Below are 24,942 nucleotides of genomic sequence, written 5' to 3' on the forward strand. Positions count from 1 at the left end.
AAGATCTAAATAATGTATACAATAACAGGTTTCAGGAAAGGCTAATTGTACGGAGGTGGGGACGATGGACGAAACGGTTAAACACCATCAAACATGTATTATTTGCGAACAAGAGAAAAGCAGAGGGATTCATCTTTATACAAAATTCATATGCTTAGATTGTGAGAGAAAAGTAATTTCTACAGCAACTTCCGATCCTGACTATGCCTTTTATGTCAAAAAACTAAAGAGCATTCATACACCGCCATTATATTCTTAGACCTGAGAAGGTCTTTTTTTGTACCATTTTTCACTTTATATAAAGCAGTGGGGATACGATAAAAGAACATGAAACTTGTTTAGGGACTAAACGTAGTAGATAATAATGTTAAATATGAAATACTCACAGGAGTCGATGAAGTGATGCATAGATTTCTTCAATTTTTGATATGGAGTTTCACAAGCAGTGCGACTTTTGTTTTCATAGGATTATTGAGTTTTTTTGGTTTTAACCAATCATTTTTTTTATCTTTTGTATATGGCGTTTCATCAGCAGCTCTCGTATACACAGCGGGTTTGTGGAATTCGAGACGGTTATTTCTTAAAAAACATGAACTGACGGGAAGAGAATATGCGTACATCAAGAAAAATCTTGAGGAAGCAAGGCAAAAAATAATCCGTCTTAGAAAAGCTTTATTTCAGGCAAAAAGTATCCAGATGTTTAAGCAAAATGCAGAGATGCTGAGACTTGTCAGAAGGATCTATATATTAACCAAAAAAGAGCCAAAACGGTTTTATCGGGCTGAGCGTTTCTTTTATCAGACTCTAGATTCTGTTGTGGAACTGACAGAGAAATATGCTTTTCTTTCTTCTCATCCGAAAAAAAACAAAGAGCTTTCGATGTCGTTGAGTGAAGTGCGTATCACACTTGCTGAATTGACGAAGCGTTTAGAAGAAGATTTAACTCAATTAATGGGCAACGAAATTGGTGAAATGCAATTTGAATTAGATGCAGCGAAGCATTCTTTGAAAAAATAACGGAAGGGGTAAGGACGGTGAATAAGGATCGAAGCGAACTTCAAATAGACGGATTGTTGGCAGACCCCTTTGGGGATATCGAAACACCAAAGGGGGAGGCTGTCGAATCAGAAAAGCAGTCAGTGCGGCTTGTCGATGTTCTGCCAGAAGAAAACAAAGAAAAAGCATACCAGCTGGCTGAACAGATTGATCATAACAATATGAACAGTATTGTCTTATATGGTTCACAAGCTCAGTCTAAGCTGCTGAATTTTTCTCATACGATGATTGATCATGTTCAAAAGAAGGATGTCGGTGAAATCGGTGAAATCCTTGGTGAGCTGATGAAAAAGCTGGAGCAAGTAAATCCAGATGAACTGCAGTCTAAGAAAAAAGGTTTCTTGGCACGCATGTTTGGGAAAGTGTCTCATTCTCTTCAGGAGGTACTGTCAAAGTATCAAAAGACCAGTGTGCAGATAGATAGAATCAGTTTAAAACTTGAGCATTCAAAAAATGCATTACTCAGTGATAATAAGCTGTTAGAGCAGTTATATGATAAAAACAAAGAATATTTTTCTGCACTGAATATTTATATTGCTGCTGGGGAATTAAAGCTGGATGGATTAAGAACGAAAACAATTCCTGAACTGAAACGACAGGCCGAATCAAGTGAACATAATCAAATGGCCGTTCAAGAAGTAAACGATTTGATCCAATTTGCTGACCGACTGGATAAAAGAGTGCACGATTTGCTCTTGAGCAGGCAAATTACCATACAAAGCGCTCCGCAAATTAGGTTAATTCAAAATACGAATCAGGCATTAGCTGAAAAAATCCAGTCATCCATTGTAACCGCAATCCCGCTTTGGAAAAACCAAGTAGCGATTGCTTTGACACTTTTACGGCAGCGAAACGCTGTGGATGCACAGCAAAAAGTATCCGATACAACAAATGAGCTTTTGCTAAAAAACGCGGAGCTTTTAAAAACCAATACAATTGAAACAGTGAAAGCAAATGAACGAGGGCTTGTTGATATTGATACGTTAAAGAAGGTGCAGGAAAGCTTAATCAGTACGCTTGAAGAAACGCTGACGATTCAAGAAGAAGGGCGGCTTAAACGCCGACAGGCTGAAGAAGAGCTCATGATGATGGAAGGCGATTTGAAGCAAAAGCTGCTCGCGATAAAGGAAAGATAGTTTACCAGTAAGTCTTAGCTTTAAGTTCTGTCATAGGAACGATATAATAAAGAGTAAGAATACACATTCAAGGGATTGTTTTAATGAACACACCTTTATATCATGCACTGATTCAACATGCGAGAAGAAATTCTCATTCATTTCACGTTCCGGGACATCACAATGGAGATGTCTTTTTTGATGAGGCTAAGACCATATACAACCCGCTTCTTACAATTGACCTGACTGAACTATCGGGGCTTGATGATTTGCATCATCCTTCAGGTGTGATTAAGGAAGCCCAAGATCTTGTCAGCCAATTGTATGGATCGGCAGAAAGTTTTTTTCTTGTGAACGGCACGACTGTCGGAAACTTAGCGATGATTTTATCAGTTTGTGATCCTGGAGATACGATCCTGATCCAAAGAAACTGCCATAAATCTGTCTTTCATGCTGTTGATTTGGCTGGAGCTGAGCCGGTTTATCTCGCACCTGACATTGATGAAATAATGCATGTGCCTACGCATGTTCCGCTTGGTACGATAAAAGAAGCTTTAAAGGCATATCCAAATGCGAAGGGGTTGGTGCTGACCAATCCCACATACTATGGACATAGCGCGGATTTGACTGAAATCATTTCAGAGGCGCATCAATACGGGATTCCTGTGCTGGTGGATGAAGCGCATGGCGCACACTTTGTTTTAGGGGAGCCTTTCCCGGCTTCAGCATTGCAAATGGGAGCAGATATTGTTGTTCAGTCGGCGCACAAAACGCTGCCTGCCATGACGATGGGGTCTTATTTGCACCTCAATAGCAACAAAATTGAACGGAACCGGGTAGCGGATTACTTGAATCGTTTACAAAGCAGCAGCCCGTCTTATCCGATAATGGCTTCATTGGATCTTGCCCGCGCTTATCTGCAGCATATGATAGAGGAACAAAAGCTTCCTGACGTTCTGCAGCATATTCAATTGATTAAACAAACGTTTGATTCACTTGCATATGCTGAAGCGGTTGAACCGGCCAATCAACGGATTACAACGGATCCGCTGAAACTCACCATTCGTTCCAAATGTGGCCATTCAGGTTTTACACTGCAAAAAATATTAGAGCGTGTCAACATATTCACAGAGCTTGCCGATGAAAATCAGGTTTTGCTTGTTCTCCCTTTGGGAGGAAAACAGAGAATCGATTCTGAAACAATTAAGAAAATTGATCAAGAGATCGAAAAGACTCCATCTGACGAGATGAATGTTTCTCCAGAATGGGAAGCACAGCCTATTACTGTAATGCCTTATCCGAAAAAGGTTTTAAACACGTTACAGAAAGAATATGTGGGTTTTGATAAAGCGGCAGGCCGGCTGAATGCAGAGGATGTTATACCTTATCCGCCGGGAATTCCGATGATTATGGCAGGCGAAAGAATCACAAGGGAAAGCGTGCAAAAGCTCAGCCGCTTGATCAGCATGAAAACGCATGTTCAAGGGAATATGAAAATCAATGAGAAGCAATTACTTGTTTATATAGAAGAGGAGAAATCATGAGCGGTTTATTTATTACATTTGAAGGTCCTGAAGGCGCGGGAAAAACGACTGTATTGCAGGAAATAAAAAAGATACTGATAGCAGAAGGCCTTCAGGTTACAGCAACACGGGAACCAGGCGGCATAGATATCGCAGAACAAATTCGAGAAGTTATTCTAAACGAGAACAACACGTTAATGGATCCGAAAACAGAAGCTCTCTTATATGCAGCTGCAAGACGTCAGCATTTAGTTGAAAAAGTAACACCTGCTTTAGAGCAGGGGCATATTGTACTTTGTGACAGATTCATAGACAGTTCACTCGCATACCAAGGATATGCAAGAGGCCTTGGGATTGATGAGGTTCTTTCGATTAACCAATTCGCCATTGGAGATATGATGCCTCATGTCACAATTTATTTTTCAATTGATCCGGAAGAAGGCCTGAAGCGTATTGATGCGAACGGCTCTCGGGAGAAAAACCGGCTCGATCTGGAAAAGTTGAGCTTCCATACAAAGGTTCAGGAAGGTTATCGGGAGCTGATGAAACGTTTTCCAGAAAGATTTCATTCAGTTGAGGCAGCACAATCGAAAGACCTCGTTGTTCAGGACGTTCTAAAGGTTATCAATGAAGCGTTGAAAAAAATTCAATTGTGACCTGTTTCTCATTAGTTGATATAATAATGTAAACGAGATCATTGTTGTTTCCAATCTAAAGGAGGCCTTTACAGATGAAATTAATAGTGGCAGTTGTACAAGATCAGGACAGCAACAGACTTTTGAAAACTTTAACAGATCACAACTTTAGAGTCACAAAGCTTGCGACGACGGGAGGATTTCTTAAATCAGGCAATACAACGTTTATGATTGGTGTCGAGGATATACGCGTCGATAAAGCATTGAGCCTCATTAAAGAAAACGGACAGAAACGGGATCAGATGATTGCTCCTGTATCTCCAATGGGCGGAAATGCTGATTCATATGTCCCTTATCCAGTCGAAGTTGAAGTTGGCGGAGCGACAGTGTTTGTCCTTCCAGTCGATGAATTTCATCAATTTTAAGGATTTGAAACTGTGAAAATTAATAAAGATATACGCACATTTATAGATAATAAGCAGCTTCCTTCTATGAAAACAGCTGAGATTTCAGCATCTTTTAAAACATCTATGGAGAACCAAAGCAGCAAATTGAAGTTTGATCAGCTGACCAGGATGTTAACGGACATAGAAGCATTTGGGAAAAGACTGACGAAATCACGGAATTTTAAAGACTTGGCAAGATTTAAAGGGCTTGTGAAACGTTTTGTCAAAGAAGCTGTTGACAGCGGCCTTTCACATGAAACGTCGAAAAGCTTTGATCTTTACGGAAACAGCAGAACGCTGGGACTTGTGAAAGAAATAGACGAGAAATTGATAAAGCTTACTGAAGAGATGATGGATCAGGAAAAGCCGGCAATTGATTTGCTGGAGCGTATTGGCGAAATAGAAGGTTTATTGATTAACCTTTACACATAGAGAGTGATACAATGGCAATATCCTGGAAGGAAATGACCGAGCTTCAGCCCAGAGTAATGAAGCTTTTATATAATAGTATTGAGAAGGACAGACTATCACACGCTTATTTATTTGAGGGCAAAAAAGGAACAGGCAAGCTGGAGGCCGCAATGCTTCTTGCGAAAAGCTTTTTTTGTCTGGAAGACGGAGCAGAGCCTTGTGAGAACTGCAGAAATTGTAAGCGGATTGAGTCGGGAAACCACCCTGATCTCCATCTGGTCCAGCCTGATGGGTTATCGATTAAAAAGGCGCAAATTCAAGCGCTGCAAGAAGAGTTTTCTAAAACAGGGCTTGAATCGCATAAAAAGCTGTACATCATATCCCATGCAGATCAAATGACGGCTAATGCGGCAAACAGCCTGCTGAAGTTTTTAGAGGAACCGAACAGAGACACAATGGCCATCCTTATTACTGAGCAGCCTCAAAGGTTATTGGATACCATCATTTCAAGATGCCAAACCCTTCCTTTTCAGCCTTTGCAGCCCAAAGCAATTGAAGACAGACTGATAGAACAGGACGTCTCGCCTCATATGGCGAGGCTCCTGGCGAACATGACCAACAATGTAGCAGAAGCAGTCGAATTAAGTCGAAATGATGAGTTTGCAGAGTCTAGAGCGAAAGTGATAAAATTGTATGAAGTCTTACACCAGCGGAAAGGACATGCCTTTTTCTTTATTCAAGATCAATGGATGCCCTTTTTCAAAGAAAAAACCCATCAAGAAATGGGTCTTGATATGCTCTTATTGATATATCGCGATGTGTTGTCCATCCAAATAGGAAATGAAGATAAATTGATTTATCAAGACTTATTCCAATCAATAAAACAGCATGCGCTACAATCAACACAACAAAGCGTTACGAACCAGATACTTGCTGTTTTAGAAGCAAAGAAACGGCTTCATTCCAATGTGAATGTGCAGGGATTAATGGAGCACTTGGTGTTAATGTTGCAGGAGGGATAAGCTTGTACAATGTAATTGGCGTCCGCTTTAAAAAAGCGGGTAAAATATATTATTTCGATCCGAATGGATTTCATATAGAACAAGACAGCTGCGTAATTGTAGAAACTGTCAGAGGTGTTGAGTACGGTCAGGTTGTTGTCGCGAATAAACAGGTGGATGAGCATGATGTTGTGCTTCCGCTCCGTAAAGTGATACGCGTGGCTGACGAGCGCGATCTTCTCATTGTAGAAGAAAATAAACAAGAAGCTTTATCAGCATTTGAAATATGCCAAAAGAAAGTGATAGATCACGGCTTGGATATGAAGCTGGTCGATGTGGAGTTTACGTTCGACCGTAATAAAGTGATTTTTTACTTCACTGCTGACGGCAGAGTAGATTTCAGAGAACTTGTAAAGGATTTAGCCTCCATCTTTAAAACAAGGATTGAGCTTCGCCAGATTGGGGTAAGAGATGAGGCAAAAATGCTCGGAGGAATCGGCCCTTGCGGCAGAATGCTTTGCTGTTCAACATTCCTCGGAGATTTTGAACCTGTGTCCATTAAGATGGCGAAGGATCAGAACCTATCCTTAAATCCAACAAAGATTTCTGGTCTTTGCGGACGTCTGATGTGCTGTCTGAAATACGAAAACGATGAGTATGAGACTGCAAAGGAACAGCTTCCGGATATAGGGGAAATGATTACGACAGCAAACGGGCCTGCAAAAGTCGTCGGGCTGAATATTCTGGAACGGGTGCTTCAGGTGGAACTGATGAACCGTGAAAAAGTGATAGAATATACTTGGGAAGAGCTCTTGGAAGAGGGCGTCGTATCCGCACAAACCACAGATTAACGAGGTGTGGAACCTTGGATAAAAAAGAGTTATTTGATACCGTCATTAACTTAGAAGAACAAATCGGCTCGCTTTACCGGCAGCTGGGGGATTTAAAGCAGCATATCGGTGAGATGATTGAAGAAAATCATCATTTACAGCTTGAAAATAAGCATTTGCGTAAACGGCTGGACGATACGACGCAGCAGATTGAAAAGTTTAAAGCTGATAAAAAAGAATCAAAAACACAGAAGACAGAGCAAGCTGATATAGGGGAAGGATATGATAATCTGGCACGTCTGTATCAGGAAGGATTCCATATCTGTAACGTCCACTATGGAAGCGTCAGAAAAGAAGATTGTCTTTTCTGTCTGTCATTCTTAAATAAAAAATAAGGAAAAAGGCTTCCGCATCAGACGGAAGCCTTTTTCAAAGGTGCTGGAAAGGATAAGAAAATGGTTTCATTACATGACGATGAAAGATTAGATTATTTGCTGGCAGAGGATATGAAGATTATACAAAGTCCAACGGTGTTTGCTTTTTCATTGGACGCTGTGCTTCTCTCCAAATTTGCTTATGTTCCGATTCAAAAAGGAAAAATTGTTGATTTGTGCACCGGAAACGGCATTGTGCCGCTGCTGTTGAGTACAAGGTCAAAAGCAGATATCCTTGGTGTTGAAATTCAGGAAAGATTGCATGATATGGCTGTCCGCAGTGTGGAATATAACAAACTGGAGGATCAAATTCAAATCATACATGATGATCTGAAAAACATGCCTGAAAAGCTGGGGCATAATAGATATGATGTTGTTACCTGCAACCCGCCTTATTTTAAAACACCCAAACAGGCCGAACAAAATTTGAATGAACATCTCCGTATCGCAAGACATGAAATTCACTGTACATTGGAAGATGTCATTTCAGTCAGCAGTAAATTGCTAAAGCAAGGAGGAAAGGCAGCGCTCGTTCACCGGCCGGGCCGGCTTCTCGAAATTTTTGAATTGATGAAGGCTTATCAAATTGAGCCGAAGCGTGTTCAGTTTGTCTATCCGAAACAAGGGAAGGAAGCCAATACCATTTTGGTTGAAGGCATAAAAGGCGGGCGTCCAGATTTGAAAATACTTCCTCCGCTGTTCGTGTATAACGAACAAAATGAATATACAAAAGAAATCAGGACCATTTTATATGGAGACAAATAACCATTTCTTTTATGTTGTACAGTGCAAAGACAACAGCTGGTATGCAGGGTATACCAACGATCTGCAGAAACGGCTGAAAACTCACAACGATGGAAAGGGCGCAAAGTATACAAAAGCAAGACGCCCGGTTGATTTAATTTTTGCTGAGGCATTTGCAACGAAGCGGGAAGCCATGCAGGCGGAATATTACTTTAAAAAACTGACCCGCAGAAAAAAAGAGCTTTATATAGAGGAAAAAAGGAACAGCAAGGAGGCTGTATATGTTAAGGCGCCAGATGAGCTTTAATGGAAAGTCGGATATGGGGATTCTTTATTTGGTTCCGACACCTATCGGAAATTTAGAGGATATGACATTTCGCGCGATCGAAACGCTGAAATCAGTGGATGCGATTGCTGCAGAAGATACGAGGCAAACAAAAAAGCTTTGCCATGTATATGAAATTGAAACACCGCTTGTCAGTTATCACGAACACAATAAAGAAAGCAGCGGCCACAAAATCATTGAATGGCTGAAGTCCGGGAAAAACATAGCGCTGGTCAGTGACGCCGGACTGCCGACGATTTCTGATCCTGGAGCGGAAATCGTCAAGGACTTTACGGAAATGGGCGGTTATGTTGTTCCTCTGCCGGGAGCCAATGCCGCATTAACAGCGCTTATCGCTTCAGGAATTGTACCGCAGCCTTTCTTTTTCTACGGATTTCTCAACAGGCAGAAAAAAGAAAAGAAGAAAGAACTCGATGTCCTCAAAAAACGGCAAGAAACGATTATTTTTTATGAAGCACCTCACCGATTGAAGGAAACCCTGTCTGTGATGTTAGACATATTAGGAGATCGGGACATTGCGGTGACGCGTGAACTTACTAAGAAATATGAAGAGTTTATAAGAGGAACGATATCCGAAGTGATAGACTGGGCAAATGAGGATCAGATCCGCGGTGAGTTTTGTCTTGTAGTCGAAGGCAATAAAGCTGAGGAAGCAGATGAAGAAACACATTGGTGGGAGAACCTATCTGCAAAAGAACATGTCGAGCATTACATCTCAAAAGGAGCGACATCAAAAGAAGCCATTAAAAAAGCGGCTGTAGATCGTAACGTCCCAAAACGTGAAATGTATGATGCATACCATATTCAGCAATAAAAAAAACGTTCTTGTGTCATAACAAGAACGTTTTTTGTGTAAAAAATGATTATTTAAGGTTTTGAAGCTGGTTTTGGATTTCGCTGATGATTTGCTCAGCGCCTTCTTTGCTTAGCACCAATTTGCCGCCAGCAAGTTTAAGGTTATCGTCAGAAACTTCACCAGTTACTTGGCAAGTCATGTTTGGCTTATATTTTTTAAGGATGATTTTTTCATCATCAACGTAAATTTCAAGAGCATCTTTTTCTGCGATTCCAAGAGTACGACGCAATTCGATAGGAATCACTACACGTCCTAATTCATCAACTTTACGTACAATACCAGTAGATTTCATAAACATTCTCCTCCCAAGAGATAATTATTGTTTAAATTATATTTTTCTTCGTCATTATTCGACAAAATCCTTACCTTCATAGCATAACAAGGTTTCCAATAATCGTCAATCCTTTTGTTTACTATTGATTGTAAGATTTAGTTCTTATAGTCAGTAATGGCTTTGAAAATACCGGAATAACAGCATTTTATAATTTTCTAATAAAGCTATTATCCTATGAAAAATCCTTTTAAATCAAGACTTTCGAACCAAGGTTTTTTATACCGTAAGATTATATACGACAAAATTCGACATGAACAGACTTTTTTTACTTTCAATAAACATTTTTAATTTTAATTATTCTTTTTAGGGGCATACGTATATATCCTTGATCTTAAAGGCTAAGATGGTATCATAGATAAAGGATAAATATAAAAATAGGTAATCATATAGGATTTGCACTTATCGCCGCTCTCGTCCTTTGGGCGGGAGCTTTTTGACATTCTGATTGGGAGGTTTCAAGATGCCGCAAGAAAACAATACATTTTACATTACAACACCGATTTATTATCCGAGCGGAAAATTACATATCGGCCATGCGTATACAACAGTCGCGGGTGACGCAATGGCTCGCTACAAACGATTAAAAGGCTTTGATGTTCGCTATTTAACGGGAACGGACGAGCATGGGCAGAAGATCCAGCAAAAAGCTGAACAGGAAAACATTACGCCTCAGGAGTATGTGGATCGCGCAGCGGCAGATATTCAGAAACTGTGGAAACAGCTTGAAATCTCAAACGATGACTTTATCCGCACAACTGAAAAACGGCATAAAGTCGTCATAGAAAAGGTGTTTCAAAAGCTTCTTGATAACGGGGACATCTATCTTGATGAATACGAGGGCTGGTACAGTATCCCTGATGAAACATTCTATACGGAAACTCAGCTTGTGGATATTGAACGAAATGAAAAGGGTGAGGTTATTGGCGGGAAAAGCCCTGACAGCGGGCACCCTGTCGAATTGATCAAAGAGGAATCCTATTTCTTCCGTATGGGGAAATATGCTGACCGTCTTTTAAAATTCTATGAAGAAAACCCAACCTTCATTCAGCCGGAGTCACGTAAAAATGAGATGATTAACAACTTCATCAAACCCGGCCTTGAGGATTTAGCTGTTTCACGCACGACATTTGACTGGGGTGTGAAGGTGCCGGAAAATCCAAAACATGTTGTGTATGTTTGGATCGACGCACTATTCAACTATTTAACAGCACTCGGTTATGATACAGAAAATGATGAGCTATATCAAAAATATTGGCCTGCCGATGTTCATTTAGTTGGTAAGGAAATTGTGCGATTCCATACCATTTATTGGCCGATTATGCTGATGGCTCTGGATCTTCCGCTGCCGAAGCAAGTATTTGCACATGGCTGGCTTTTGATGAAAGATGGAAAAATGTCGAAATCCAAAGGCAATGTTGTTGATCCAGTCACACTCATCGAACGCTACGGTTTAGATGAGCTTCGTTATTATCTGCTTCGCGAAGTTCCATTTGGATCTGACGGTGTCTTCACGCCGGAAGGTTTTGTTGAACGGATTAACTATGACTTAGCGAATGATTTAGGTAACCTTTTGAATCGTACTGTTGCTATGATCAATAAATATTTTGACGGGCAAATCGGTTCTTATAAAGGTGCCGTAACGGAATTTGACCAGACGCTTTCTTCCGTGGCTGAGGAAACAGTGAAATCATATGAAAAAGCAATGGAAAATATGGAATTCTCGGTGGCTCTTTCAACGTTATGGCAGTTGATCAGCCGTACAAATAAATACATTGACGAAACGGCTCCATGGGTTCTTGCCAAAGATCCTGAAAAAGAAAAAGAACTGCAGTCGGTTATGTATCACCTTGCTGAATCATTGCGTATTTCAGCCGTACTGCTTCAGCCGTTCCTGACAAAAACACCGGTAAAAATGTTTGAGCAGCTGGGCATCTCGGATGATGCATTAAAAGCCTGGGACAGCATTACTGCTTTCGGCCAGCTTAAAGATACAAAAGTGCAAAAAGGCGAACCGTTATTCCCGCGTTTAGAGGCAGAAGAAGAAATTGCGTACATCAAAGGGAAAATGCAGGGCTCAGCTCCAGCTAAAGAAGAGAAAAAAGAAGAAGAGCCGCAAGAGGTAGATCGTTTACCTGAAATTACGATCGATCAGTTCATGAATGTCGAACTTCGTGTGGCAGAGGTCATTGAAGCGGAGCCGGTGAAAAAAGCAGACCGCTTACTGAAGCTACAGCTTGATCTGGGCTTTGAGAAACGCCAAGTCGTATCCGGCATTGCAAAACATTATAAGCCTGAGCAGCTTATTGGAACAAAACTCGTATGTGTAACAAATCTAAAACCGGTTAAGCTGAGAGGAGAGCTTTCTCAAGGAATGATCCTTGCAGGAGAAGCAGACGGCGTATTAAAAGCCGTATCCATTGATCAGTCCTTACCGAAAGGTACAAGAATTAAATAATGATAAACAAAAGGTGTTTCACGTGTAACAATTCGTCGAACACCTTTTGTGTTTCGACAAGAAAGGAGTTTTTCATTTATGTTATTTGACACACATGCGCATTTAAATGCAGAACAATACAATACAGATCTAGAAGAGGTTATTGAGCGGGCGAAAGCTGAAAAAGTGGACCGTATTGTAGTTGTCGGTTTTGACCGGCCGACCATTACCCGGGCGATGGAAATGATTGAGGAATATGATTTTATTTATGCTGCTATCGGCTGGCACCCAGTTGACGCCATTGACATGACAGAGGAAGATTTGGCTTGGATTAAAGAGCTTTCTGCTCATGAAAAAGTGGTAGCGATAGGAGAAATGGGCCTGGATTATCATTGGGATAAATCTCCTAAAGATGTTCAAAAAGAAGTATTCAGAAAACAAATTGCCTTGGCGAAAGAGGTCAATCTTCCTATTATTATTCACAACCGTGATGCGACAGAGGATGTTGTTGCCATTTTGAAAGAGGAAGGCGCAGACGAAGTCGGCGGCATCATGCATTGCTTTACGGGCAGTATCGAAGTTGCAAGAGAATGTATGAAAATGAATTTTTATTTGTCATTTGGCGGTCCTGTCACCTTCAAAAATGCGAAGAAACCGAAGGAAGTTGTAAAGGAAATTCCGAATGATAGGCTGCTGATTGAAACTGACTGTCCGTTTCTTACACCAACTCCTTTTCGAGGGAAAAGAAATGAGCCAAGCTATGTAAAATATGTGGCGGAGCAGATTGCTGAATTAAGAGGAACAACCTTTGAAGAAATTGCATCAATCACGACTGAAAATGCAAAAAGACTTTTCCGTATAAACTGACAACAAACGCTAGCGGGTTTTGTAAGAGCTTGTCCGTTCCGGCGTTTTTCCATAAAAGTTCTACATGCTTTCTTCTCCTCATAGGATAGGTTTGTCGACAAGTCTTTCTTCCGTTTCTCGGTGTGTTTCAGGATAATGAAGAAGACACTGAGCTTTTAGGAGAAGGAGAAGGGAGGGTTGACAGCCTTTTAGATACTCTATATAATCTCTCCGAGGAGAAGGAGGCGTTTTTCATCACACAAAAAATGAAAAAGCTGTTTTCCGTAAAGCTTAGCAAAAGCAAAGTCATTCTGGTTGCTGCTTGTTTGCTGCTGGCGGGAAGCGGGACTGCGTACGCAGCTCATGAGCTGACGAAACAATCAGTCTCAGTTTCTATCAACGGCAAAAAGAAACATATACGCACACATGCAAAAACAGTCGGTGATCTTTTAGAAACACTCGATATAAAGACAAGAGACGAGGATAAGATCACACCTGCTAAAAAGACACAAATAACAGCAGATATGAATGTTGTGTATGAGGCTGCAAAACCTGTGAAGCTTACTTTAAACGGGGAAGAAAAGACATTATGGTCAACAGCAAAAACGGTCGGTGCATTACTGGACGAACAAGATGTTGATTTGAAAGAACACGATCAAATTGATCCTGCAATAGATACAGAAGTTTCGAAAGACATGAAAATTAACATAGAACCTGCGTTCCAAGTCACTATGAACGATGCGGGGAAAGAAAAGAAGATCTGGACGACTTCGACTACGGTCGCTGACTTTTTAAAACAGCAAAAGATGAACATAAAAGACGAAGATAAAATCAAGCCTGCGTTAGACGAAAAGCTAACGAAAGGAAAGGCTGATATTACAATAACTCGTATCGAAAAGGTCACCGATGTAGTTGAAGAGAAAATAGCGTTTGATGTGAAAAAACAAGAAGACGCATCTCTTGAAAAAGGGCAAGAAAAGGTCGTTCAAAAAGGAAAAGAAGGCAAGCTCAAAAAACATTATGAAGTCGTAAAGGAAAACGGCGAAGAAGTTTCCAGAGAGCTTGTAAAAGAAGAAACAGCCGAGCAAAGCAAAGATAAAGTGGTTGCGATCGGCACAAAGCAAAGCAGTCCGAAGATTGAAAAGATCAGTGCTTCTGGCGATTCAAAACCAGTTGTGTCGCGGAGCAATGAATCAACCGGTAAAGTCATGACAGTATCATCTACGGCTTATACGGCAAGCTGCAGCGGATGTTCAGGACATACGGCTACAGGCGTTAATCTGAAAAATAATCCTAATGCAAAAGTCATCGCAGTAGATCCAAATGTCATTCCGCTAGGCTCAAAAGTCCACGTTGAAGGATATGGATACGCTGTTGCTGCTGATACGGGCTCAGCGATTAAAGGGAATAAAATAGATGTCTTTTTCCCTGAGAAATCATCGGCTTACCGATGGGGAAATAAAACAGTTAAAATTAAAATCTTGAATTAATATATACTTATCTGTACAGAGGGTTTTGCGCCCTCTGTTTTTTTCGTTATAATAGACGAAGTGTATTTTCTGCTTATTAGACGCTCGAAATATGAAAAAGTTTCATCAATATACAAAAGTTTTTATTTTGTCTTGGAGGAAATAATGAAAATTAAAGAGATCATTGTTGTCGAGGGGCGTGACGATACGGCCCGCATCAAATTGGCTGTTGATGCAGACACAATTGAAACAAATGGTTCAGCCATCGGTGATCATGTGATTGAACAAATCCGTTTGGCTCAGGAAACCAGAGGAGTCATTATCTTAACGGATCCGGATTTCCCGGGAGAGAAAATACGAAAAACCATTTCCGAGGCTGTACCCGGCTGTAAGCATGCATTTTTGCCAAAGCACCTTGCGAAACCTAAGAACAAACGGGGAATTGGCGTAGAACACGCATCGATTGAAAGCATCAGGGCATGTTTAGAAAACGTGCACGAAGAAATGGAAGCACAGCCGAGTGAAATTTCTGCGGAAGACCTGATTCACGCCGGGCTGATTGGCGGATCTGAAGCAAAACGCCGCCGTGAACGTCTTGGTGATTTGCTGAAAATCGGATATACAAATGGCAAACAGCTTCAAAAACGGCTGCAAATGTTTCAAATTAAAAAAAGTGATTTTATGAGTGCGCTCGATACCGTCATGCGGGAGGAACAGAATGAATAAAGATATTGCGACACCGATAAGAACGAAAGAGATACTGAAGAAATACGGTTTTTCTTTTAAAAAGAGTTTGGGACAGAATTTCTTAATCGATACGAACATTTTAGACAGAATTGTCGACCACGCCGAAGTGACAGAGAAAACCGGTGTCATTGAAATCGGCCCGGGAATCGGGGCTTTGACTGAACAGCTTGCCAAGCGGGCGAAAAAGGTCGTTGCATTTGAAATTGATCAGCGTTTATTGCCGATCCTTAAAGACACGCTCTCGCCTTATGACAATGTCACTGTCATTCATCAAGATGTGCTTAAGGCTGACGTCAAATCGGTCATTGAAGAGCAATTTAAGGACTGTGACGAGGTGATGGTTGTAGCCAACCTTCCTTATTATGTGACAACGCCGATTATCATGAAGCTGCTTGAAGAAAACCTTCCGCTGAAGGGGATTGTCGTTATGCTGCAAAAGGAAGTGGCCGAACGTATGGCAGCTGATCCTTCATCTAAGGAATACGGTTCACTTTCTATTGCTGTGCAATTTTATACAGAGGCCAAAACGGTGATGATCGTTCCGAAAACGGTATTTGTTCCTCAGCCTAATGTAGATTCAGCAGTCATTCGGCTGATTCGCCGCGACGGCCCGGCAGTGGATGTAGAAAACGAAGCCTTTTTCTTTCAATTAATTAAGGCGAGTTTTGCTCAGCGCCGTAAAACATTGCTTAATAACTTAGTGAACAATCTGCCTGATGGAAAAGCGAAAAAACCAACGATCGAGCAAGTGCTGGAAGAAACGAATATTGACGGCAAGCGCCGAGGTGAATCCTTGTCTATTGAGGAGTTCGCTGCGCTGTCTAACGGATTGTACAAAGCCCTTTTTTAAAAGGGCTTTTTGTTTTCGCACCACATGGACTGACGCTACATAGGCTAGAGAAGGACCTTAAAATCCAATGATTAGAAAAACTTGCACTCAGCGAAAAAAGGCGCTTTTCTCAAGGCTCTTTCTTTCATGATGAGGCTTAGTCTATGTGTGGAGTGAGGAACGTGCAATTTCAAATAGGGGATATGGTAGCCAGAAAATCCTATCAAATGGATGTTTTGTTTCGCATTATAGGGATAGAGCAAACAAGTACAGGAAATTCAATCGCCATTTTGCATGGTGACGAAGTCAGGCTGATTGCTGATGCGTATTTTTCTGATTTGGTGGCCGTGCAAAAAGATGAGCAGCTGATGCGAAAAAAGAAAGATGAAAGCAGAATGAATGAATCACTTGAGTTGCTCCGTCAGGATTATAAACTGCTGAGAGAAAAACAGGAGTACTATGCAACAAGCCAGTATCAGCATCAGGAGCACTATTTTCATATGCCGGGCAAGGTGCTTCATATGGACGGTGATGAGGCGTATTTAAAAAAATGCCTGAGTGTCTATAAAAAAATCGGTGTGCCGGTTTACGGCATTCATTGCCACGAAAAGAAAATGTCTGCTTCTATAGAAGAATTGCTCGACAAATATCGACCTGACATCCTGGTGATTACCGGGCATGATGCATACTCCAAGCAAAAGGGCGGCATTGATGATTTGAGCGCATACAGACATTCAAAACACTTTGTCGAAACAGTTCATAAAGCACGAAAAAAAATCCCTCACTTAGATCAGCTTGTTATTTTTGCGGGGGCTTGCCAATCCCACTTTGAATCACTAATAAGAGCGGGGGCGAATTTCGCGAGTTCTCCTTCAAGAGTAAACATTCACGCTCTTGATCCTGTATATATCGTAGCGAAAATCAGCTTTACGCCTTTTATGGAACGAATCAATGTATGGGAAGTGCTTCGGAATACACTGACAAGAGAGAAAGGACTTGGAGGCATTGAAACAAGAGGAGTACTGAGGGTCGGAATGCCTTATAAGTCCAATTAACCCCGGATAGATGATTTATTCGGGGTTTTTATTTTGCATAATGATACATAATTTACCGAAACTTGCGGAAAATATTTGAGGAATCATAGAATTTTGTCAAAATAATTTTGTTGACAACGTCTTATTAACGTTGATATAATTTAAATTTTATTTGACAAAAATGGGCTCGTGTTGTACAATAAATGTAGTGAGGTGGATGCAATGGCGAAGACGTTGTCCGATATTAAAAGGTCGCTTGATGGAAATTTAGGTAAAAGGCTGACGTTAAAAGCAAACGGTGGCCGCCGAAAAACGATTGAGCGCTCGGGCATTTTAGCTGAGACGTACCCTGCTGTTTTTGTGATACAACTAGATCAAGACGAGAACTCGTTTGAAAGAGTTTCATACAGTTATGCTGATATTTTGACTGAGACTGTTGAGTTGACATTTAATGATGACGCGGCAAGCTCAGTAGCATTTTAACGGGCAGTGAACTTTTTGTTTACTGCTTTTTGTTTTGCCTTTTTTTGGTTTCCATTAATTCTCTCGATATTTTCACCGTTATTAAACAAAAGATAAAAACGGTCACATTTTATCGTGACGTGCACGAATCGTTATCATCTCTAAAAAAGGGGTTGTTTCGTTTGGGCAGACGTCGTGGAGTTATGTCAGATGAGTTTAAATATGAGCTGGCTAAGGACCTTGGTTTTTACGACACTGTAAAAAATGAAGGTTGGGGGGGCATTCGTGCCCGCGATGCCGGAAACATGGTAAAACGGGCAATTGAAATCGCCGAACAGCAGATGGCTCAGAATCAGAATAACCGATAAGGAATGTGACCCGGGGGACGTATGGTTCCCCGGTTTTTGATTTTGGATGTAAATACATAATAGCTCCAATATGGATATGTTCATCCCGTACTTCAAATGTGATACAATGTTCATACTTATGTTTAGATGGAGAAGTAGGTGAAAGCTATGCGTATTTTAGAAAAAGCGCCAGCCAAGATCAATCTGTCACTCGACGTTACCCGAAAGCGCCCGGATGGTTATCATGAAGTCGAAATGATTATGACGACAATTGATTTAGCAGATCGGATTGAATTGACGGAGCTGGCAGAAGATGTAGTGAGGGTTTCATCCCACAACCGCTTTGTGCCCGATGACCAAAGAAACTTAGCTTATCAGGCTGCCAAGCTCGTCAAAGACAGATACAACGTGAAAAAGGGAGTTTCCATTATGATCACTAAGGTGATCCCGGTGGCTGCCGGCCTTGCTGGCGGTAGCAGTGATGCGGCGGCAACACTCAGAGGACTGAACAGACTGTGGAATTTAAATCTTTCTGCAGAAACGCTGGCGGAGCTGGGAGCGGAAATTGGCTCAGACGTCTCGTTTTGCGTCTATGGCGGAACTGCGCTTGCTACCGGACGCGGTGAAAAGATCAAACACATCAGCCCGCCTCCGCATTGCTGGGTCATTTTGGCGAAGCCGACAATCGGCGTTTCCACGGCCGAGGTCTACAGACAGCTGAAGCTTGATGAGGTGGAACACCCGGATGTAAACGGCATGATTGACGCGATTGAGGAAAAGAGCTTTCAAAAGATGTGCAGCCGTTTAGGCAATGTGCTTGAGTCTGTAACGCTTGATATGCATCCTGAAGTCGCGATGATCAAAAACCAGATGAAACGCTTTGGTGCAGATGCTGTGTTAATGAGCGGAAGCGGTCCGACTGTGTTTGGACTGGTTCAGTATGAGTCTAAGGTACAGAGGATTTATAACGGGTTAAGAGGCTTCTGCGATCAGGTATATGCGGTGAGAATGATCGGCGAACAGAACGCTCTTGATTAAATCCGTATGTTAAGTTATATTGATCTTAAAATATTCGGATTTTGGGGGTAAGTTCATGAAGTTTCGTCGCAGCGGCAGATTGGTGGACTTAACAAATTATTTGTTAACCCATCCGCACGAGTTAATACCGTTAACCTTTTTTTCTGAGCGGTATGAATCTGCAAAATCATCGATCAGTGAAGATTTAACAATTATAAAGCAAACCTTTGAGCAGCAGGGGATTGGTACCTTGCTTACTGTTCCCGGTGCTGCCGGAGGTGTCAAATATATTCCGAAAATGAAGCAGGCTGAAGCTGAAGAGTTCGTTCAGACACTTGGACAGTCATTGGCAAATCCTGAGCGTATCCTTCCGGGCGGTTATGTGTATTTAACGGATATCTTAGGAAAGCCATCTGTTCTCTCCAAGGTTGGAAAGCTGTTTGCTTCTGTATTTGCGGACCGCGAAATTGACGTTGTCATGACCGTTGCCACGAAAGGCATCCCTCTTGCGTATGCAGCTGCGAGTTATCTGAATGTGCCTGTCGTCATTGTGCGCAAGGATAACAAGGTAACGGAGGGCTCCACGGTAAGCATTAATTACGTGTCAGGCTCCTCAAACCGCATTCAAACGATGTCACTTGCAAAAAGAAGCATGAAAACGGGTTCAAACGTACTCATTATTGATGACTTTATGAAAGCAGGCGGCACAATTAATGGTATGATTAACCTGTTGGATGAGTTTAATGCGAATGTCGCGGGGATCGGCGTCTTGGTCGAAGCCGAAGGAGTAGATGAACGTCTTGTTGATGAATATATGTCACTTCTAACTCTTTCAACGATCAACATGAAAGATAAGTCCATTGAAATTCAGAATGGCAATTTTCTGCGTTTTTTTAAAGACAATCTTTTGAAGAATGGAGAGACGGAATCATGACAAAAGCAGTCCACACAAAACATGCCCCAGCGGCAATTGGGCCTTACTCACAAGGGATTATCGTCAATAATATGTTTTACAGCTCAGGCCAAATTCCTTTGACGCCTTCAGGCGAGATGGTAAACGGTGATATTAAGGAGCAGACGCATCAAGTATTCAGCAACTTAAAAGCGGTGTTGGAAGAAGCGGGCGCTTCTTTTGAAACAGTTGTAAAGGCAACTGTATTTATCGCGGACATGGAACAGTTTGCGGAAGTGAACGAAGTGTACGGACAATATTTTGACACGCACAAACCGGCGAGATCTTGCGTTGAAGTTGCGAGACTTCCAAAGGATGCATTAGTCGAAATCGAAGTGATTGCGTTAGTAAAATAATAAGAAAAGTGATTCTGGGTAAACTCGGAATCACTTTTTTATTTACCTTATGCCCGAAATAAAAGCGTTATGACCTAATTGTGTATTTATATCCTATTTTTTCAAAAAATATTTTCAAAAACAGCAGGAATTCAGAAAAAATCGTGGAATTGATAAACTAATGCTTTTATATAGGGAAAAGGTGGTGAACTACTGTGGAAGTTACTGACGTAAGATTACGCCGCGTGAATACCGATGGTCGCATGAGAGCGATTGCATCCATCACGCTGGATCACGAATTTGTTGTTCATGATATTCGTGTGATTGATGGAAACAATGGTCTTTTCGTTGCGATGCCGAGTAAACGCACCCCTGATGGAGAGTTCCGCGATATTGCTCATCCTATTAATTCAAGCACGCGAGGAAAGATTCAAGATGCCGTGTTAAATGAGTATCATCGTCTGGGTGACACTGAAGCATTAGAATTCGAAGAAGCTGGAGCTTCTTAAAAAATAACCAAAAAGCAAGGACTGCTGATAGGGCTGAGACAAGCCTTTTTCCGGCAGTCCTTTTTTAATTCTGATTTTTCAAACTAAAATGCACCCATAGAAAATTCTTGCACTTCATGAAGTCTCCTTGAAATCAACTGATATTTAGGATATATTTTTCTATGGATAAAAGGGATATTGGAGGCCATTAAATGGATAAGCGGTTTGCAGTTGTTTTAGCGGCTGGACAAGGAACGAGAATGAAATCAAAGCTTTACAAAGTCCTTCATCCAGTTTGCGGTAAGCCTATGGTAGAGCACGTCGTAGACGAAGCCTTAAAGTTATCTTTAACGAAGCTTGTCACGATTGTCGGACATGGTGCGGAAGAAGTGAAAAAGCAGCTTGGTGATAAAAGCGAGTATGCGCTTCAAGCAGAACAGCTTGGCACTGCTCATGCTGTAAAACAGGCACAGCCATTTCTTGCTGACGAAAAAGGTGTAACGATTGTCATTTGCGGAGATACGCCGCTTTTAACAGCGGAGACAATGGAAGCGATGCTGAAAGAACATACACAAAAAGAAGCAAAAGCTACGATATTGACTGCAGTTGCAGAAGATCCGACTGGATACGGCCGAATCATTCGCGGTGAGAGCGGAGCGGTTCAAAAAATCGTGGAGCACAAGGACGCTTCAGAGGAAGAACGTCTTGTGACTGAAATCAATACTGGAACGTATTGTTTTGATAATGAAGCTCTATTCCGGGCCATTGACCAAGTATCGAACGATAATGTTCAAGGCGAGTATTATTTGCCGGATGTGATAGAGATCCTCAAAAATGAAGGCGAAACTGTTGCCGCTTACCAGACTGGTAACTTCCAAGAAACGCTCGGAGTTAATGATAGAGTTGCTCTTTCTCAGGCTGAATTGTTTATGAAAGAGCGGATTAATAAACGGCATATGCAAAATGGCGTTACGCTGATTGACCCGATGAATACGTATATTTCTCCTGAAGCTGTCATCGGAAGCGATACTGTGATTTATCCTGGAACTGTGATTAAAGGTGAGGTGCAAATCGGAGAAGATACGATTATCGGCCCTCATACTGAGATTATGAATAGTTCAATTGGCAGCCGTACTGTGATTAAACAATCGGTAGTCAATAACAGTAAAGTGGGGAATGATGTAAACATAGGACCTTTTGCTCACATCAGGCCTGATTCTGTCATCGGGAATGAAGTGAAGATCGGGAATTTTGTTGAAATCAAAAAGACGCAATTCGGAGACCGAAGCAAGGCTTCTCATTTAAGCTATGTCGGGGATGCCGAAGTAGGCACAGACGTCAACTTGGGCTGCGGTTCAATTACTGTGAATTATGATGGAAAGAATAAATATTTGACGAAAATTGAAGACGGCGCATTTATCGGCTGCAACTCCAATTTGGTTGCCCCTGTTACAGTCGGAGAAGGCGCTTATGTAGCGGCAGGCTCAACTGTTACGGAAGATGTACCTGGAAAAGCACTTGCTATTGCCAGAGCGAGACAAGTAAATAAAGACGATTATGTGAAAAATATTCATAAAAAATAATCCTAAATTCGGAGGTTTATCCATGTCTAATCAATACGGAGATAAGAATTTAAAGATTTTTTCTTTGAATTCTAATCCAGAGCTTGCAAAAGAAATCGCAGATATAGTTGGAGTTCAATTAGGGAAGTGTTCTGTCACAAGATTTAGTGACGGGGAAGTCCAAATTAATATCGAAGAAAGTATTCGCGGATGTGACTGTTACATCATCCAGTCTACAAGTGACCCCGTTAACGAGCATATTATGGAACTGTTGATTATGGTAGATGCGTTGAAACGCGCTTCTGCAAAAACCATTAACATTGTTATTCCTTATTACGGTTATGCGCGTCAAGACAGAAAAGCTAGATCCCGTGAGCCAATCACAGCAAAGCTTTTCGCAAACCTGCTTGAAACTGCCGGTGCGACTCGTGTCATTGCGCTTGATCTGCACGCACCGCAAATTCAAGGATTCTTTGATATACCGATTGACCACTTAATGGGTGTTCCGATTTTAGGAGAATATTTTGAAGGCAAAAACCTTGAAGATATCGTCATTGTTTCACCGGACCACGGCGGTGTGACACGTGCCCGCAAACTGGCTGACAGACTAAAAGCGCCGATTGCGATCATTGATAAGCGCCGTCCGAGACCGAATGTGGCAGAAGTCATGAATATTGTAGGTAATATCGAAGGGAAGACCGCTATCCTTATCGATGATATCATCGATACTGCCGGCACCATTACACTTGCAGCTAATGCGCTTGTTGAAAACGGAGCAAAAGAAGTTTATGCATGCTGTACACATCCGGTACTATCAGGACCTGCTGTTGAACGGATTAATAACTCAACAATTAAAGAGCTTGTTGTGACAAACAGCATCAAGCTTCCTGAAGAAAAGAAAATTGAACGGTTTAAGCAGCTTTCAGTCGGACCGCTTCTGGCTGAAGCGATTATTCGCGTTCATGAGCAGCAATCTGTCAGCTACCTTTTCAGCTAAACCGATTTTGAAAGGTTTAAACCTTTATCGTTTTGGGTATTGTTTCTAATAGGACAATAAAACGATAATAGGATGGTGCTGAATATGGCAACGTTAACGGCAAAAGAAAGAACAGGTTTCACCCGTTCGTCTCTTCGGGATATCCGTACTTCAGGACATGTTCCAGGTATCATTTATGGAAAAGACACGGCAAACAAACCGGTATCCTTAGACAGTGTGGAACTTATCAAAACACTGAGGGATGAAGGCAAGAATACAGTCATTACACTCGACGTCAACGGAGAGAAGCACGCTGTCATGGTAACAGAGCTGCAAACGGACCCGCTGAAAAATGAGGTCACTCATGCCGACTTCCAAGTAGTCAATATGAGTGAAGAAATTGAAGTGGAAGTGCCGATTCATCTGACCGGAGAAGCAATTGGAGTGAAAAATGGAGGCGTATTGCAACAGCCGCTTTACGCTCTTACTGTGAAGGCGAAGCCAAAAGCAATTCCGCAATCGATCGAGGCAGACATTTCTGGTCTTGATGTAAATGATGTACTCACGATTGAGGACTTGCCTGCCGGCGGTGACTACTCCTATAATCACGAATCAGATGAAGTTGTGGCTTCTATTCTTCCTCCGCAGCAGCAGGATGCTGCAGAAACAGACGCTGAGGAAACTGCCGATGCTCAGCCTGAAGGTGAAAACGAAAATCAATAATAGCTTAAGGCGTAACCCTCCCGCGGTTACGTCTTTTGTGCTAGAATGAGAAGAATTATAGCCCGTGTTAGAGCGGGAGCTTATGTGACTAAGGGAGGATTTGCCATGCTTGTAATTGCTGGCCTCGGAAACCCGGGAAAGAACTATGAAAATACAAGGCATAATGTCGGATTTATGGCAATAGACCAGCTTTCGAAGGAATGGAACATTGAGCTGAACCAGAGCAAATTTAACGGATTATACGGAACCGGATTTGTTTCCGGCAAAAAGGTTCTACTTGTTAAACCGCTTACATATATGAATTTATCAGGAGAATGTTTGCGGCCTTTAATGGATTATTATGATGTAGACAACGAAGATTTAAAAGTCATTTACGATGACCTTGATCTGCCGACTGGCAAGATTCGTCTAAGAACGAAAGGCAGTGCCGGCGGGCATAATGGCATCAAATCACTGATTCAGCATCTCGGAACACCTGAGTTTGATCGCATCCGCATCGGAATCGGACGGCCAGTGAACGGGATGAAGGTGGTTGATTATGTTTTAGGTGCTTTTACAAAGGATGAAACACCAGCAATTGATGAAGCGATTGGAAAGTCCGTTAAGGCTTGTGAGGCTTCTCTCAGCAAACCATTTTTAGAGGTTATGAACGAATTCAACGCGAAGGTATAAAATACATAATCAAAGTCCATACTACACCAAAATGACTTTTTCATCAGGAGGGTCCCTTGTATGGCTTTGCATTATTATTGTCGTCATTGCGGAGTAAAAGTTGGAAGTCTGGAATCTTCCATGGTATCGACAAACTCACTTGGATTTGAGCACTTAACAAACGAGGAAAGAAACGATATGATTTCATATAAAGACAATGGAGATGTCCATGTTCTTACAATATGTGAAGATTGCCAAGAGGCGCTCGAACGAAATCCGCATTACCACGAACATCACACATTTATTCAATAAAAAGCTTTGGTGTAGACACTAGACCAA

Annotated in this window: 31 protein-coding genes; 30 read left to right on the forward strand and 1 reads right to left on the reverse strand. The window is 41.6% G+C overall.

The genetic code is table 11. The annotated features are described in order from the left end of the window. Window positions 1–64: 64 nt before the first annotated feature. The 13 genes from P3L57_RS00180 (at window position 65) to rsmI (ending at window position 9,355) form a co-directional block, all read left to right on the forward strand. Window positions 65–259: a sigma factor G inhibitor Gin gene (locus P3L57_RS00180; protein WP_024123601.1), complete on the forward strand. Its 195-nt coding sequence runs from the start codon at window positions 65–67 to the stop codon at window positions 257–259. Window positions 260–402: 143 nt separating this feature from the next. Further along, window positions 403–1,017 (forward strand): 5-bromo-4-chloroindolyl phosphate hydrolysis family protein, encoded by a 615-nt coding sequence (locus P3L57_RS00185; protein ID WP_069487692.1) that lies wholly within the window; start codon window positions 403–405, stop codon window positions 1,015–1,017. A gap of 17 nt (window positions 1,018–1,034) precedes the next feature. Continuing rightward, window positions 1,035–2,192: a toxic anion resistance protein gene (locus P3L57_RS00190; protein ID WP_069487693.1), complete on the forward strand. Its 1,158-nt coding sequence runs from the start codon at window positions 1,035–1,037 to the stop codon at window positions 2,190–2,192. An 83-nt stretch (window positions 2,193–2,275) separates the two neighbouring features. Continuing rightward, entirely contained in the window at window positions 2,276–3,715 is a 1,440-nt protein-coding gene (locus tag P3L57_RS00195) for an aminotransferase class I/II-fold pyridoxal phosphate-dependent enzyme (protein ID WP_069487694.1), read from the forward strand. Further along, a complete protein-coding gene (gene tmk, locus P3L57_RS00200) occupies window positions 3,712–4,350 on the forward strand; it encodes a dTMP kinase (protein WP_069487695.1) in 639 nt (212 codons plus the stop codon). Before P3L57_RS00195 ends, tmk begins: the two co-directional genes overlap by 4 nt. A gap of 74 nt (window positions 4,351–4,424) precedes the next feature. Continuing rightward, window positions 4,425–4,754 carry a cyclic di-AMP receptor DarA gene (darA, locus tag P3L57_RS00205; RefSeq protein ID WP_003218295.1) on the forward strand — a complete coding sequence of 110 codons (330 nt, stop codon included), beginning with the start codon at window positions 4,425–4,427 and terminating at the stop codon, window positions 4,752–4,754. Window positions 4,755–4,766: 12 nt separating this feature from the next. Continuing rightward, complete coding sequence (locus tag P3L57_RS00210) at window positions 4,767–5,207, forward strand: YaaR family protein (protein ID WP_069487696.1); 441 nt, start codon at window positions 4,767–4,769, stop codon at window positions 5,205–5,207. A gap of 11 nt (window positions 5,208–5,218) precedes the next feature. Continuing rightward, window positions 5,219–6,208, forward strand: a complete 990-nt coding sequence (holB, locus tag P3L57_RS00215; RefSeq protein ID WP_044153513.1) for a DNA polymerase III subunit delta' — start codon at window positions 5,219–5,221, stop codon at window positions 6,206–6,208. A gap of 2 nt (window positions 6,209–6,210) precedes the next feature. Then, window positions 6,211–7,038, forward strand: a complete 828-nt coding sequence (ricT, locus tag P3L57_RS00220; protein WP_010332686.1) for a competence/sporulation regulator complex protein RicT — start codon at window positions 6,211–6,213, stop codon at window positions 7,036–7,038. 14 nt (window positions 7,039–7,052) lie between these two features. Continuing rightward, window positions 7,053–7,412, forward strand: coding sequence for a replication initiation-control protein YabA (gene yabA / locus P3L57_RS00225; RefSeq protein ID WP_010332687.1), 360 nt, complete (start codon window positions 7,053–7,055; stop codon window positions 7,410–7,412). 60 nt (window positions 7,413–7,472) lie between these two features. Then, window positions 7,473–8,216 (forward strand): tRNA1(Val) (adenine(37)-N6)-methyltransferase, encoded by a 744-nt coding sequence (locus P3L57_RS00230; RefSeq protein ID WP_069487697.1) that lies wholly within the window; start codon window positions 7,473–7,475, stop codon window positions 8,214–8,216. Beyond that, window positions 8,203–8,502, forward strand: coding sequence for a GIY-YIG nuclease family protein (locus P3L57_RS00235; protein WP_010332689.1), 300 nt, complete (start codon window positions 8,203–8,205; stop codon window positions 8,500–8,502). Before P3L57_RS00230 ends, P3L57_RS00235 begins: the two co-directional genes overlap by 14 nt. After that, complete coding sequence (gene rsmI, locus P3L57_RS00240; protein ID WP_059334656.1) at window positions 8,477–9,355, forward strand: 16S rRNA (cytidine(1402)-2'-O)-methyltransferase; 879 nt, start codon at window positions 8,477–8,479, stop codon at window positions 9,353–9,355. The genes P3L57_RS00235 and rsmI overlap by 26 nt, the downstream gene beginning before the upstream one ends. A 49-nt stretch (window positions 9,356–9,404) precedes the next feature. On the opposite strand, the gene abrB is transcribed toward rsmI, so the two are convergent. Then, window positions 9,405–9,695 (reverse strand): transition state genes transcriptional regulator AbrB, encoded by a 291-nt coding sequence (gene abrB, locus P3L57_RS00245; RefSeq protein ID WP_003226760.1) that lies wholly within the window; start codon window positions 9,693–9,695, stop codon window positions 9,405–9,407. 496 nt (window positions 9,696–10,191) lie between these two features. Between abrB and metG the strand changes: the two genes are divergently transcribed. The 17 genes from metG (at window position 10,192) to fin (ending at window position 24,915) form a co-directional block, all read left to right on the forward strand. Beyond that, entirely contained in the window at window positions 10,192–12,186 is a 1,995-nt protein-coding gene (gene metG, locus P3L57_RS00250) for a methionine--tRNA ligase (protein WP_069487698.1), read from the forward strand. A gap of 78 nt (window positions 12,187–12,264) precedes the next feature. Then, entirely contained in the window at window positions 12,265–13,032 is a 768-nt protein-coding gene (locus P3L57_RS00255) for a TatD family hydrolase (RefSeq protein WP_069487699.1), read from the forward strand. A 245-nt stretch (window positions 13,033–13,277) separates the two neighbouring features. After that, window positions 13,278–14,501: a G5 and 3D domain-containing protein gene (locus P3L57_RS00260; protein ID WP_254665063.1), complete on the forward strand. Its 1,224-nt coding sequence runs from the start codon at window positions 13,278–13,280 to the stop codon at window positions 14,499–14,501. A gap of 144 nt (window positions 14,502–14,645) precedes the next feature. Further along, a complete protein-coding gene (gene rnmV, locus P3L57_RS00265) occupies window positions 14,646–15,206 on the forward strand; it encodes a ribonuclease M5 (protein WP_044153503.1) in 561 nt (186 codons plus the stop codon). After that, window positions 15,199–16,077 carry a 16S rRNA (adenine(1518)-N(6)/adenine(1519)-N(6))-dimethyltransferase RsmA gene (rsmA, locus tag P3L57_RS00270; RefSeq protein ID WP_024123614.1) on the forward strand — a complete coding sequence of 293 codons (879 nt, stop codon included), beginning with the start codon at window positions 15,199–15,201 and terminating at the stop codon, window positions 16,075–16,077. The genes rnmV and rsmA overlap by 8 nt, the downstream gene beginning before the upstream one ends. 161 nt (window positions 16,078–16,238) lie before the next feature. Then, window positions 16,239–17,111, forward strand: a complete 873-nt coding sequence (gene prtG, locus P3L57_RS00275) for a sporulation-specific protease PrtG (RefSeq protein WP_024123615.1) — start codon at window positions 16,239–16,241, stop codon at window positions 17,109–17,111. Between the two features lie 201 nt (window positions 17,112–17,312). Further along, entirely contained in the window at window positions 17,313–17,573 is a 261-nt protein-coding gene (gene veg, locus P3L57_RS00280; RefSeq protein WP_024123616.1) for a biofilm formation stimulator Veg, read from the forward strand. A gap of 161 nt (window positions 17,574–17,734) precedes the next feature. After that, the gene (locus P3L57_RS00285) at window positions 17,735–17,920 is read left to right on the forward strand and encodes a small, acid-soluble spore protein, alpha/beta type (RefSeq protein ID WP_010332697.1); all 186 of its coding nucleotides are present in this window, start codon (window positions 17,735–17,737) and stop codon (window positions 17,918–17,920) included. Between the two features lie 147 nt (window positions 17,921–18,067). Then, window positions 18,068–18,937, forward strand: coding sequence for a 4-(cytidine 5'-diphospho)-2-C-methyl-D-erythritol kinase (gene ispE / locus P3L57_RS00290; protein WP_024123617.1), 870 nt, complete (start codon window positions 18,068–18,070; stop codon window positions 18,935–18,937). Between the two features lie 55 nt (window positions 18,938–18,992). After that, window positions 18,993–19,850: a pur operon repressor gene (purR, locus tag P3L57_RS00295; RefSeq protein ID WP_024123618.1), complete on the forward strand. Its 858-nt coding sequence runs from the start codon at window positions 18,993–18,995 to the stop codon at window positions 19,848–19,850. Next, a complete protein-coding gene (gene ridA, locus P3L57_RS00300) occupies window positions 19,847–20,224 on the forward strand; it encodes a 2-iminobutanoate/2-iminopropanoate deaminase (protein ID WP_003226738.1) in 378 nt (125 codons plus the stop codon). Before purR ends, ridA begins: the two co-directional genes overlap by 4 nt. 194 nt (window positions 20,225–20,418) lie before the next feature. After that, window positions 20,419–20,712, forward strand: a complete 294-nt coding sequence (gene spoVG / locus P3L57_RS00305; RefSeq protein WP_003218346.1) for a septation regulator SpoVG — start codon at window positions 20,419–20,421, stop codon at window positions 20,710–20,712. Window positions 20,713–20,903: 191 nt separating this feature from the next. After that, window positions 20,904–22,274: a bifunctional UDP-N-acetylglucosamine diphosphorylase/glucosamine-1-phosphate N-acetyltransferase GlmU gene (glmU, locus tag P3L57_RS00310; protein ID WP_024123619.1), complete on the forward strand. Its 1,371-nt coding sequence runs from the start codon at window positions 20,904–20,906 to the stop codon at window positions 22,272–22,274. 22 nt (window positions 22,275–22,296) lie between these two features. After that, window positions 22,297–23,250 carry a ribose-phosphate diphosphokinase gene (locus P3L57_RS00315; RefSeq protein ID WP_003218353.1) on the forward strand — a complete coding sequence of 318 codons (954 nt, stop codon included), beginning with the start codon at window positions 22,297–22,299 and terminating at the stop codon, window positions 23,248–23,250. Window positions 23,251–23,334: 84 nt separating this feature from the next. Beyond that, complete coding sequence (locus P3L57_RS00320; protein ID WP_044153494.1) at window positions 23,335–23,952, forward strand: 50S ribosomal protein L25/general stress protein Ctc; 618 nt, start codon at window positions 23,335–23,337, stop codon at window positions 23,950–23,952. A gap of 105 nt (window positions 23,953–24,057) precedes the next feature. Beyond that, the gene (gene pth, locus P3L57_RS00325; protein ID WP_044153493.1) at window positions 24,058–24,624 is read left to right on the forward strand and encodes an aminoacyl-tRNA hydrolase; all 567 of its coding nucleotides are present in this window, start codon (window positions 24,058–24,060) and stop codon (window positions 24,622–24,624) included. Window positions 24,625–24,684: 60 nt separating this feature from the next. Then, window positions 24,685–24,915 carry an anti-sigma-F factor Fin gene (gene fin, locus P3L57_RS00330; RefSeq protein WP_024123622.1) on the forward strand — a complete coding sequence of 77 codons (231 nt, stop codon included), beginning with the start codon at window positions 24,685–24,687 and terminating at the stop codon, window positions 24,913–24,915. The last annotated feature ends 27 nt before the right edge of the window (window positions 24,916–24,942 follow it).

The organism is Bacillus sp. B28, from assembly GCF_029536185.1.
Classification (GTDB): Bacteria; Bacillota; Bacilli; order Bacillales; family Bacillaceae; genus Bacillus; species Bacillus halotolerans.